We start from the raw sequence: 12,366 nt of genomic DNA on the forward strand, positions 1-12,366 counted from the left end.
TGCATCGACAGTCACCGTACCAGTGGTGGCGCCGGCAGCGATGTTGATTACGGCGCCATTGCTCAGGGTCACCGTGACTGGCGAGCCAGCGGCATTGGTCAATGTCGCGGTGTAAACGATCGAACCACCTTCGGCAACCGAATCGGTAGCGCTCAGGCTCAGGCCAGTGGTGTCCTGCACATCAGTAACGGTGGTGTCAGCCGGAGTGGCGTCGATGTCCAGTTTTTCGTAGTTGCCGCCCTGGGCATCATCAATCTTGACGCTCAGGTTGTCGCCGCCAGCGAGGGCGTCGTTTGGCGTAACAAAGTTGACCGAACCACTGCTGGAGCCAACCGGGATGGTGATGCTTTGACCGTTGCTTAACGTTACGACCAACGGAGCGCCAGTGACCGGGGCGTTGACCGAAGCGGTGTAAACCACGGTGCCGCCTTCAGCCACGGAGGAAGTCGCGGTGAGGCTGACGGTCGACGTATCAATGGTGTCAGTGACATTGGTGACGGCTGGCGTGGTGCTTGGCACCAAATTCTCGAAGTTGCCACCGGTGGCGTTATCGATGCTGACTTCGACCTTGCCGGCGTCTTTGTAGACGTCGTCTTTTGGCGCATCGACGGTCACAGTGCCGGTGGTAGCGCCGGCGGCGATGTTGATTACGGCGCCGTTGCTCAGGGTTACGGTCACTGGCGAGCCAGCGGCATTGGTCAGGGTTGCGGTGTAAACGATCGAACCGCCCTCAGCAACAGTGTCAGTGGCCGAGAGCGTCAGGCCAGTCGTGTCCTGCACATCTGTAACGGTGGTGTCAGCCGGAGTCGCGTCGATGTCCAGTTTTTCGTAGTTGCCGCCCTGGGCGTCGTCGATCTTCACGCTCAGGTTGTCGCCGCCGGCGAGGGCATCGTTCTGGGTCACGAAGTTGACCGAACCACTGCTGGAACCGACTGGAATGGTGATGCTCTGACCGTTCGACAGGGTGATCACCAGCGGAGCGCCGGTAACCGGTGCGTTCACCGAAGCGGTGTAAACCACGGTGCCGCCTTCAGCCACGGAGGAAGTCGCGGTCAGGCTGACGGTCGAAGTATCAATGGTGTCGGTGACATCAGTTACTGCCGGAGTCGTGCTCGGCACCAGGTTCTCGAAGCTACCGCCAGTGGCGTTATCGATGCTGACTTCGACCTTGCCGGCGTCTTTGTAGACGTCGTCTTTTGGCGCATCGACGGTCACAGTCCCGGTGGTGGCGCCGGCAGCGATGTTGATTACAGCGCCGTTGCTCAGGGTCACGGTGACCGGAGTGCCAGCGGGGTTGGTCAGCGTTGCGGTGTAAACAATCGAACCACCTTCGGCAACGGTGTCAGTGGCGGAGAGCGTCAGGCCAGTGGTGTCCTGCACATCAGTAACGGTGGTGTCCGCTGGTGTGGCGTCGATGTCCAGTTTTTCGTAGTTGCCGCCTTGAGCATCATCAATCTTGACGCTCAGGTTGTCGCCGCCGGCAAGGGCATCGTTCTGGGTCACGAAGTTGACCGAACCGCTGCTGGAACCGACTGGAATGGTGATGCTCTGGCCGTTCGACAGGGTGATCACCAACGGAGCGCCGGTGACCGGTGCGTTGACCGAGGCGGTATAAACGACGGTGCCGCCTTCAGCCACATTCGCGGTCGCAGTGAGCGACACGGTGCTGGTGTCGATGGTGTCAGTGACATCGGTCACCGCTGGTGCGGTGCTCGGCACCAGGTTTTCGAAGTTACCGCCGGTGGCGTTATCGATGCTGACTTCAACCTTGCCTGCGTCTTTGTAGACATCGTCAGTCGGCGCATCGACGGTCACAGTGCCGGTAGTAGCGCCGGCAGCGATGTTGATTACAGCGCCGTTGCTCAGTGTCACGGTGACCGGAGTGCCAGCGGGGTTGGTCAGGGTCGCGGTGTAGACAATCGAACCGCCTTCGGCCACTTCAGTGGAAGCTGACAAACTTAGGCCGGTGGCGTCCACCGAGTCGGTGATCGTCGTCACGGCAGGCGTGGTGTTCGGCACCAAGTTCTCAAAGTTGCCACCCGTTGCACCGGTAATGGTGGTGCTAACGGTGCTGCCATTGTTGTAGACGTCGTTGGCCGGGGTATCGACGTTGACGGTGCCGGTGGTTTGTCCGGCAGCGATGGTGATGACCGAGCCATTGCTCAAGGTCACGGTCACTGGAGTTTGAGCCGGGTTGGTCAGAGTCGCGGTGTAGGTGATCTGGCCGCCTTCGGTAACGGTGTCGCTGGCGGTCAAGGTCAGGCCAGTGGCGTCCACGGAATCGGTGATCGTCGTCACGGCAGGCGTGGTGCTCGGCACCAGGTTTTCAAAGTTGCCGCCCGTGGCACCGGTAATGGTGGTGCTGACGGTGCTGCCGTTGTTGTAGACGTCGTTGGCCGGGGTATCGACGTTGACGGTACCGGTGGTTTGTCCGGCGGCGATGGTGATGACCGAGCCATTGCTCAAGGTCACGGTTACCGGCGTCTGGGCCGGGTTGGTCAGAGTCGCGGTGTAGGTGATCTGACCGCCTTCAGTGATGGTGTCGCTGGCGGTCAAGGTCAGGCCAGTGGTGTCCACCGAGTCGGTAATCGTCGTCACGGCAGGTGTAGTGCTTGGCACCAGGCTTTCAAAGTTGCCGCCAGTCGCACCGGTAATGGTGGTGCTGACGGTGCTGCCATTGTTGTAGACGTCGTTGGCCGGGGTGTCGACGTTGACGGTGCCGGTGGTCTGGCCCGCAGCGATGGTGATGACCGAGCCATTGCTCAAGGTTACGGTCACTGGCGTCTGGGCCGGGTTGGTCAGGGTGGCGGTGTAGGTGATCTGGCCGCCTTCGGTGACGGTGTTGCCGGCCGTCAAAGTGACGGTGGTGGTGTCCACAGTGTCGGTGATCTGGGTCACTGCCGGTGTGGTGGGCAAGGTCACGGCAATGCCGGTGCCGCCGGTAGTGCCGGTGACCGTGACGCTGATCTGGCTAGGGTCGTTATAGACGGTGTCGTTCGGCGCCAGGGGGACGTTGACGCTGCCGGTCAGTTGCCCGGCGGGAATCACGATCACTGCGCCGTTGGACAAGGTTACGGTCAGGTTGGTCTGAGGCGCCTGGGTGACGGTCGCGGTGTAGACCAGCACGCCGCCGGCCTCGGTCAGGGTCGGGGTGGCGCTCAGGGTCAACGTCGAATCAAGCACCGCGTTGGCAGTGGTATCGGCGTCGGTGTCGCCGCCGGTGATGTCATCGTCAGCGGCCGCGGCTGCGCTCAAACCCTCAGTCGGGAACCCGATGGTCGGGTCGACGCTGCCAGCGGTGGCATCCAGCATCACAACGCTGTGGCCGCCACCGGCGGCCCCACCCGTACCTGCAGCAGTGGCGCCAGCGGCGGTGGCTTCAAGGGCGGTCGTCGGGTCGACGCCGGCGGCAATGGCCTGCTGCAGTTCTTCTACCGACGGCGCAGCCTGGGCTGTGGCCTGGGCGAGATCGGTGGAGGAGTCCGGGGCATTGGCGCTCCACTGGGTGTCGCGACCCAGGTCCAGCGTGCGCCCATCGGCCAGTTCCAATGTAACGGCGCCAGCAGCGCCGGTGTCCAATTGATCGCCTGTGGACAGGCGGTCACCTTCAATGAGCACACGCCGGATGCCTTCGGGGGATACGACGAAAACCTGACCAACAATGCTTTTGACGACGGCAATAACACTGCTCATTGAAGACTCTCCGGGTGCCACGTTCAGTAGACTTCCATGTACCGAACAGCCTCTGGCTGCGCCGGTCTGGACGCTCTTGCTTCGCTAAATAAGGTTGTTTTGACGCTTCATGACGTCAATATTTTGGCTTGTTTTTTTGATTTTTTTGTTTATGCCAAACTATTGACCTTCTGCTGGCCATCCTAAACAATCGCTTCAGTAATGTCACATTGATATTTAAGCGGCGACCTGTTCTTTCGGTGCATGATTCACTGCCTGTTTCGAACTTTCCGACATACGGTCATCCCGGTTGCCATCATCCGATGCAGCGCCACCTTTCGCTGTGATTCAAGACAAGAGTTTCGGGAATAATCCAACCATGCGTTTGCACCTGTTCAAGGCTTTACCTTTCGCCCTCGCCGCCAGTTTCGTACAAGCACAAACCTTGCCGCAGGCTATGCAACAGGCGCTGGATGTCCATCCTGAGATTCAGGCCGGTGTGAACAGCCGGCTGGCGGCGGACTACCAACTCAAGGCCGCTAAAGGCGGCTACCTGCCTAGAGTGGACCTTGCGGCGGGGTACGGTCGCGAAGGTACTGACAGTGTGACGACCCGCTCGGGCAGCAATAATCATTGGGAAACCTTGAACCGTAGCGAGTCCAGCCTGCGCCTGACGCAAATGGTTTTTGACGGTTTTGCGACGTCCAGCGAAGTGGGGCGTCAACAAGCCACCGTGAATGCCCGTGCCTATTCCTTGCTGGACGCGTCCGAGCGCACCGGATTGACCGTGGCCCAGGTTTATCTGGACGTGCTGACCCGACGCGAGTTCGTACGTCTGGCTGAGGAAAACCTCAAGAGTCACGAGCGCATCTTCGATCAAATCAAGCTGCGCACCGACCGTGGCGTGGGCAGCGGCGCCGATCTGGATCAGGCTGAGGCGCGCATGGCCCAGGCCCGCAACAACCTGATCACCGAGCAGACCAACCTGGCCGACGCCGAGACCAACTACCTCAGCGCCGTGGGCCAGATGCCCGACCAGCTGGAACGTCCCGCCGATTTTCTGGCGCTGTTGCCGGCCAACCTGAACGAAGCCCGTGCCCAGATGCTGGAGAACAGCCCGGTGTTGCGTTCCGCCGAAGCCGACATCGCGGCCGCCGAGCAACAGTACGAAGCCGCCAAGTCGAGCTTCTACCCCCGCTTCGACGCCGAGTTGGGCCGTACCGCCGACAACGATCTGGATGGTCAGAACGGTCACAACAACGAATGGCAAGCCATGCTGCGCATGCGTTTCAACCTGTACGCCGGTGGTAGCAACAAGGCGGATCTGGAGTCCAAGTCGTATCTGTCGAGCCAGGCCCTGGACATCCGCAACAACGCCCTGCGTCAACTGACTGAAGAGTTGGGCCTGGCCTGGAACGCCCTCAACAACGCCAACGCCCAGGTACCGATTGCCCAGCAGTACGTCGATCACAGCGCCAACGTACGCACCGCCTACCAGCGGCAGTTCGGTCTCGGCGAGCGGACCCTGCTCGACTTGCTCGACAGCGAAAACGAGCTGTTCAGCGCCTCCCGCCGCCTGGCGGAGATCAAGAACGTGCAGTTGTTCAGCCAATACCGGATCAAGGCAACCATGGGGCAGTTGCTCAAAAGTCAGGGGGTTGTCGCGCCGTTGGCATCCGTTGTGCAGAATGACGTCAAGCCCAGGGTCCAGTTGCCTGGGATGAATTGAGTCATCCATCCCGTTTTGATCAGCAAAGAGTGCCCAGCGTGGAATCAGAAGTCAGTCGAGCCGAACTCATCCATGATCCACGCACGCTGCACGACGACCCATTGCTGGACGGCTTGCTGGCGCTTTGCATGCTCCATCAGAAGCCGGCCAGCGCGGCGATGCTCACCACCGGCCTGCCGTTACCCAAGCAACGGCTGAGCGTCGAATTATTGTCGCGAGCGGCAGCACGTGCCGGTCTGCAAGGCCGGGTGCTGCAACGCAAGCTCGAGCAGATACCGACCATCGCCATGCCGGCCCTGCTGTTGCTCAAGGAGGGTCGTAGCGCGGTGTTGCTCGGCTGGGTCGGCGATGACCAGGCGCGTCTGCTGCTCAGCGAAAGTGATGGCGGCGAAGTGACGGTCAGCCGTGAACTGCTGGCCGACGACTACAGCGGTAAAGTGTTCTTCGCTCAACCGCAACACAAATTCGACGTGAACCACGGCACGCTCATTCCTCGGGCGCGTTCGTGGTTTCGCGACACGCTCAAGCGGTCGCGCTGGCTGTACGCCGACGCCATTGCTGCCAGCTTGCTGATCAATATTATCGCCATGGCGGCGCCGCTGTTCGTGATGAACGTTTACGATCGCGTGGTACCGAACCAGGCCGAGTCCACCCTGTGGGTGCTGGCGATCGGTATTACCGGCGCCTATGTGTTCGACCTGATCCTCAAGATGTTGCGCAGCCTGTGCCTGGACCTGGCCGGCAAGAAAACCGACCTGATCATTTCGGCGACGTTGTTCGAGCGCATCGTTGGCATGGCCATGAAGTATCGCCCGGCACGGGTGGGCAGCTTTGCCCAGAACATCCATGAATTCCAAAGCCTGCGGGACTTTCTCGCCTCGCTGACCCTTACCAGCCTGATCGACCTGCCGTTCACCTTGCTGATTTTCATGGTCATCGCGATCCTCGGCGGGCATCTGGTATGGATTCCGGTGCTGGCCTTTCCGATTGCCCTGCTGATCGGCTACGCCTTGCAAAAGCCCCTGGTGGCGACCATGGAGCGAACCATGGCCCTGGGCGCCGAGCGTCAATCCAGCCTGATCGAAACCCTGGCCGGCCTGGATGCGGTGAAGGTCAACAACGCTGAGAGCGAGCGCCAATACCAGTGGGAACAAACCATCGGCACCCTCAGCCGCCTCGAGCTGCGGGTCAAGATGCTGTCCGGCCTGGCGATGAACATCACCTTGCTGATCCAGCAGTTGGCCGGGGTGATCATGATTGTCTTCGGCGTCTATCAGATCATTGCCGGCAACCTGAGCATGGGTGGGTTGATCGCCTGCTACATGCTCAGTGGCCGCGCCCTCAGCCCGTTGGCGTCGCTGTCGGGTCTGTTGACTCGCTATCAGCAGGCGCGGGTGACCATGGTTTCGGTCGATCAGATGATGGAGCTGCCCCAGGAGCGCAATTTCGAAGAGCGCCCGTTGAGCCGTAAGGTCTTGCAGGGTGCCATCGAATGCCGTCAGTTGAATTTCACCTACCCGAACCAGCAGAACGCTGCGCTGAAGAACATCAACCTGGTGATCAAGCCCGGGGAAAAAATCGGCATCATCGGTCGTAGCGGTTCGGGCAAGAGCTCCCTGGCCAAGTTGCTGGTGGGTCTGTATCAACCGGACGACGGGGCGCTGTTGGTGGATGGCGTGGACATTCGTCAGATCGACGTCAGCGAGCTGCGCTACAACATCGGTTATGTGCCGCAGGATATCCAGCTGCTGGCCGGTACCCTGCGGGACAACCTGACCTCCGGCGCCCGTTACGTCGAGGACGAACTGGTGCTCCAGGCCGCCGAACTTGCCGGTGTGCATGAGTTCGCGCGCTTGCACCCGCAAGGCTATGAACTGCAAGTTGGCGAGCGCGGGCAGAACCTGTCCGGCGGCCAGCGCCAAAACGTCGCCCTGGCCCGCGCGCTGCTGCTCAACCCGCCCATCCTGCTGTTGGATGAACCCACCAGCGCCATGGACAACACCGGTGAGGAACGCTTGAAACAGCGCCTGGCCGCCGTGGTGGAAAACAAGACCGTGCTGCTGGTGACGCATCGGGCATCCTTGCTGTCGCTGGTGGACCGCCTGTTGGTGATCGACCGTGGGCAGATCCTCGCCGACGGCCCGAAAGCCGCGGTGATGGAAGCGTTGAAGAAGGGGCAGATCAGTGTTGCTTAAGTCGGGTTTGAAAAATGCCGTGGGCCGCTATTTCAAGGGTTCGGACTCGCTGCATGGCCAGCCTCTGCCTGAGGTCAACAAAGCCCTGATCGAAGACGCTCCGCGAGTGGTGCGGCTGACGATCTGGGGGATCATCGGCTTCTTTGTCTTCCTGTTGCTGTGGGCCAACTTCGCGCAGGTCGACGAAGTGACCAAGGGCGACGGCAAGGCGATTCCGTCGTCCAAGATCCAGAAGATCCAGAACTTGGAAGGCGGGATCGTTGCCGAGCTGTTTGTCAGCGAAGGGCAGATCGTCGAGGCCGGCGCGCCGTTGATTCGCCTGGATGACACTCGGTTTGTCTCTAATGTGGGGGAGACCGAGGCTGATCGGTTGTCCATGTTGTTGCGGGTCGAGCGGCTGAGTGCCGAAGTCGATGACCGGCCGCTGAACTTCCCGGAGGACGTGCTCAAGGCGGTTCCGCGCCAGGCCGCCAGCGAAGAGTCGCTGTACATCAGCCGCCGCCAACAACTGCACGATGAAATCGGCGGGTTGCAGGAGCAGTTGATCCAGCGTCAGCAGGAGTTGCGCGAGTTTGTTTCCAAGCAGTCGCAGTACCGCTCCGCCCTGTCGTTGCAACGCCAGGAGATCAACATGTCCGAACCGCTGGTAGCCCAGGGTGCGGTGTCACCGGTGGAAGTGCTGCGGCTCAAGCGGGCTGAAGTCGAAACCCGTGGGCAACTCGACGCCACGACACTGGCGATTCCCCGCGCTGAATCGGCGATCAAGGAAGTGCAGCGCAAGATCGATGAGACGCGCGGCAAGTTCCGCAGCGAAGCCCTGACCCAACTCAATGAGGCGCGTACCGACCTGAACAAGGCCCAGGCCACCGGCAAGGCTTTGGAGGATCGGGTAAGCCGTACACTGGTCACCTCGCCGGTGCGGGGTATCGTCAACAAGTTGCTGGTGAACACCATCGGCGGGGTCATCCAGCCCGGCAGTGACCTGGTGGAAATCGTGCCCCTGGACGACACCCTTCTGGTGGAAGCGAAAATCCGTCCCCAGGACATCGCCTTCCTGCACCCCGGCCAGGACGCCACGGTGAAATTCACCGCGTACGACTACACCATTTACGGTGGGCTGAAAGCCAAGCTGGAGCAGATCGGCGCCGACACCATCACCGACGAAGACAAGAAAACCACTTACTACATCATCAAGCTGCGCACCGAGCGCAGTCATCTGGGCACCCCTGAAAAACCCCTGTTGATCATCCCGGGCATGGTGGCTTCGGTGGACATCATCACCGGCAAGAAAACCGTACTCAGTTACCTGCTCAAACCCATCATCAAGGCGCGGGCCGAGGCGTTGCACGAGCGGTAGTGTTTGAGCGGGCCTCCTCGTCACAAATGCTGAGTTGTCTGGGCTGACGTCGTCGCGAGCAGGCTCGCTCCCACAGGGTGACTGGCTGTGTCGCGATAGTGCTTTGCCACGGTAGGACTAGAGGTATCGGAGCTGGGCGTCGGTATATCCGGCTGCAGGGGTTTACCAGTAATCCGGTTTGATAGCGGGGGCTTTGTGGGTGGGTACTCGGGTGGGGAACTGGTGGGATTGGAGTTCCTCACAGGTGACAACGCGGCGTGTCCAGTGGGCGTGCTGCTTTAGCGAACCTGGAGACGGGCGATTCAGCTCGGCTCTGTGGGGAAGAATGACGCCGACGGTTATTGCAGGAAAGTCTTCTCGTACGGCTCTCAAGGCCGGCGTCATGTCGGTGTCGCTGGATACAAGCACCAACTGCTCCAACCGTTCATGATGCTTCAGTTTCGTTTGCTTGGCAGCGGTTCGATACATGCTGATTGCTATGTGAACGTCCGTTTCTTTCTCCTCCAGCTTCCAGATGTCGACTTTGTCGTTGCGAGACGCTTTCGTCTTTCTATCAATAAAGCGAGGGGCCTTGGCAGGTTCAAGTTGATGGTGACCGTAATGGACACAGATATGGGTGCTCTTCAGGGCGCGAATATAAGTGTCTTGCGCTTCTTTTGATGCTTGACCCCGGGTGGCCAATGACGGTTTGACCGAGGAGGTGAAGTAATCAACCGAGGAAGTGGTGCTCTGCGGATTTTCGATATGCGCGATATGCGACAACAGACTTCGCAGATCCAGCCACTTGTAAGGTGTGTCCGCGAGCAGCCCATAGAACAGGTTGTAGCCATCTACAAAAAATGCGGTTCGCACAAGCTCAATCCCCAGAAACGAAAAAACCGGCCTAAGCCGGTTTTTTCACCCCAACGGCCAGAAAATTGAATCTCTGCGTACGGGGTTGAGTAAAGCCATCCTAAGTTGAGCGTGACATGGCGTCAACTGCTGTTTGGTTTACCTTTTTTCACCGGCAGATCAGTGTTGAGCGTATGCGCGGTGGGAGGTCAAACTTATTCTTTGTTTGATCTGTCAGCGTTTGTTACGAAATTGAGGGCTCCTGCGGAGAATACGAGAGATCCATCACCGAAAGCCGTTTTGTATGAGTGGAAGCTCTCAAGATTCTGTGGGATTTGATACCGACTCATCCCAGCAAAAACCGAGCGCTTTTTGATCTCCTCTTTGGTCTTTTTGAAACAAGAGATTGCTTCCTCCTCCCTGCTACTCCCTTGACGCCCCCCACCGCTGTCGTAGACTCCGCCCATCCGTCAGGGAGTAACGGTTATGCGGCGTTCAGGTAGTTGGGTTTGGGGGTTGGTCTTTGTAACGTGCTGGGTGCAGGCGCAGACGCCTGTTTCCGATGATCCGCTGCTCGAGAGCGGCGTCAGGGCCAGTGCACCGAGCGGCAATGAGGCGCGTGGCGTGCTTCGGGCACGGGATCAGGCGGTGCTTGCCAGTGAGTTGGCTGGACGAATTGTCGAGTTGCCGTTCAGTGAGGGGGAGTCGTTCAAGCAGGGCGATACCCTGGCGCGTTTCGATTGTTCAGCGTACCAGGCTCAGCTCAATGCAGCTCGGGCCGCGAGCCGTGGTGCCAGTGAAGAACTGGCCCATAACAAGCAATTGGCGGCGTTGAAATCGGTCGGGCGTTTCGAAGTGGCACGCGCCGAGGCCAGGCTCAGCGAAGCGCAGGCGCAGTCCCAGGTTTATCAGGTCCAGGTCAAGCGCTGCAGCGTGATCGCGCCGTTCGATGGACAGGTGGTGGCGCGCGAGGTCCAGCGCTATGAAAGCGTGGCCGCCGGCGCGCCGTTGCTGGACGTGGTGGACAACCGCACCCTGGAAATCCATCTGCTGGTGCCTTCGCGCTGGATGGGCAGGCTCAAGCCGGGCCAGTCCTTCACCTTTGTCCCCGATGAAACCGGCCAGCCGCTGCAAGCGACGGTCAAACGCCTTGGCGCGCGCATCGACGAGGGCAGCCAGACTTTGCTGCTGGTGGCGACGCTGCCTGACGCCAAGGGGCTGTTGTCCGGCATGAGCGGTACGGCGCGTTTCGCGGAGTTCAAGTGAACGCGCCGATCACGGGCAGCGCCGAACAGGTATTTGCCCGATTCCTCGACCTGGAGCGCCAGACGCGGGCTGCGCGTACCCCGGCGCAACTGAGTTACAGCCTGGTCAACGATGGTCAGGCCCTGTTCGGGTTCCGCCATGCCGCGCTGTTGATCGCCGGCAAGGTCCAGGCGGTGACCGGCGTCAGTGCCGTGGATCCGAACGCACCGTTCGTGGCGTTTGTCGAGCAGGCGGTGGCGCAGCTATTCAAAAAAGGCTTGCTGAACCAGGCCCGGGTAATTGCCGCCGATGGGGTGAGCGACTCCATTCAGGCGGACTGGCGAAGCCTGTCGGCGGGGCAGGTGTTCTGGCTGCCGTTGATCGATCATCAGGGGCAGGTGTTCGGCGGTTTGTGGCTGGCCCGTGACCTGCCATGGCCCCCCTCTGAACAAGTGCTGCTGTCGCAACTGGGCGACACCTATAGCCACGCCTGGTTGGCGCTGCAACCGCGCAAACCGTGGCGCTTGCGCTGGACCCGCAAGCGTCAGGTCGCCTTGGTGGCGGTGCTGCTGTTGGGCTTGCTGGTTCCTGTCCGACAGTCGGTATTGGCCCCGGCCGAAGTGGTGCCGCTGGGCGGGCAGGTGGTGGCGGCACCTTTGGACGGGGTGATCGCCCAATTCCTGGTCAAACCCAACCAGAGCGTCAAGAGCGGCGACTTGCTGTTGCGCTTCGAAAGCACCAGTCTCAAGGCCCAGGCCGATGTGGCCGAGCGCGTGTTGGGCGTGGCCGAGGCGGAACTCAAGGCTAACGCTCAGCGCGCGTTTGCCGATGCCGAGTCGAGCTCGAAGATTGATCTGTTGGCCGCTCGCGTCGAGCAGAAACGCGCCGAACGCGACTATGCAATCGAGTTGCTCAAACGCAGTGAAGTGCGCGCTGAACGGGACGGTATTGCGGTATTTGCCGATGCAGAACGTTGGCTCGGCAAGCCGGTGCAGACGGGGGAGCGGTTGATGGAAATCGCCGACCCGAACCAGGCCGAATTGCGTATTGAGCTGGCGGTGGGCGACGCGATTGACCTGGCCCCCGGTGCCCAGGTGGCGTTGTTCCTCGACAGTGATCCGTTGCAGCGACACCTGGCCAGGCTCGAACGTTCGGCCTACGAGGCGCAACCCACCGCTGCGGGGCAACTGGCGTATCGCCTGGACGCGCGTTTTGATGACGCGGCGCCGCGCATCGGTCTGCGGGGCACGGCGAAAATTTTCGGCGATCGCGCCCCGCTGGCGCTGTACCTGTTGCGTCGACCACTGGCCGGCTTGCGCCAGAGCGTGGGTCTGTAG

7 protein-coding genes are annotated in these 12,366 nt (G+C 60.6%); 5 read left to right on the plus strand and 2 right to left on the minus strand.

Going from position 1 to position 12,366, the window contains the following annotated elements:
• Window positions 1-3,693 (minus strand): S-layer family protein (locus tag PSEUDOMOFG3G_RS24920; RefSeq protein WP_139048779.1); only part of this gene is annotated, 3,693 nt, incomplete at its 3' end.
• 358 nt (window positions 3,694-4,051) lie between these two features.
• Here PSEUDOMOFG3G_RS24920 and PSEUDOMOFG3G_RS24925 point away from each other — a divergent pair.
• The 3 genes from PSEUDOMOFG3G_RS24925 to PSEUDOMOFG3G_RS24935 are packed head-to-tail and all read left to right on the plus strand — an operon-like array spanning window position 4,052 to window position 8,953.
• The gene (locus PSEUDOMOFG3G_RS24925) at window positions 4,052-5,401 is read left to right on the plus strand and encodes a TolC family outer membrane protein (RefSeq protein WP_139048780.1); all 1,350 of its coding nucleotides are present in this window, start codon (window positions 4,052-4,054) and stop codon (window positions 5,399-5,401) included.
• A 38-nt stretch (window positions 5,402-5,439) separates the two neighbouring features.
• Window positions 5,440-7,596 carry a type I secretion system permease/ATPase gene (locus tag PSEUDOMOFG3G_RS24930; protein WP_076383240.1) on the plus strand — a complete coding sequence of 719 codons (2,157 nt, stop codon included), beginning with the start codon at window positions 5,440-5,442 and terminating at the stop codon, window positions 7,594-7,596.
• Window positions 7,586-8,953: an HlyD family type I secretion periplasmic adaptor subunit gene (locus tag PSEUDOMOFG3G_RS24935; RefSeq protein ID WP_047230443.1), complete on the plus strand. Its 1,368-nt coding sequence runs from the start codon at window positions 7,586-7,588 to the stop codon at window positions 8,951-8,953. Before PSEUDOMOFG3G_RS24930 ends, PSEUDOMOFG3G_RS24935 begins: the two co-directional genes overlap by 11 nt.
• Before the next feature lie 162 nt (window positions 8,954-9,115).
• On the opposite strand, the gene PSEUDOMOFG3G_RS24940 is transcribed toward PSEUDOMOFG3G_RS24935, so the two are convergent.
• Window positions 9,116-9,805 (minus strand): NYN domain-containing protein, encoded by a 690-nt coding sequence (locus PSEUDOMOFG3G_RS24940; protein WP_076383241.1) that lies wholly within the window; start codon window positions 9,803-9,805, stop codon window positions 9,116-9,118.
• A 465-nt stretch (window positions 9,806-10,270) separates the two neighbouring features.
• On the opposite strand from PSEUDOMOFG3G_RS24940, the gene PSEUDOMOFG3G_RS24945 reads away from it, so the two are divergent.
• Both PSEUDOMOFG3G_RS24945 and PSEUDOMOFG3G_RS24950 read left to right on the plus strand, forming a co-directional pair.
• Window positions 10,271-11,050, plus strand: coding sequence for an efflux RND transporter periplasmic adaptor subunit (locus PSEUDOMOFG3G_RS24945; RefSeq protein ID WP_047230440.1), 780 nt, complete (start codon window positions 10,271-10,273; stop codon window positions 11,048-11,050).
• Window positions 11,047-12,366: an efflux RND transporter periplasmic adaptor subunit gene (locus tag PSEUDOMOFG3G_RS24950; protein ID WP_076383242.1), complete on the plus strand. Its 1,320-nt coding sequence runs from the start codon at window positions 11,047-11,049 to the stop codon at window positions 12,364-12,366. Before PSEUDOMOFG3G_RS24945 ends, PSEUDOMOFG3G_RS24950 begins: the two co-directional genes overlap by 4 nt.

Source organism: Pseudomonas sp. FG-3G, from assembly GCF_901007645.1.
In the GTDB taxonomy this organism is placed as follows: Bacteria; Pseudomonadota; Gammaproteobacteria; order Pseudomonadales; family Pseudomonadaceae; genus Aquipseudomonas; species Aquipseudomonas rhizophila.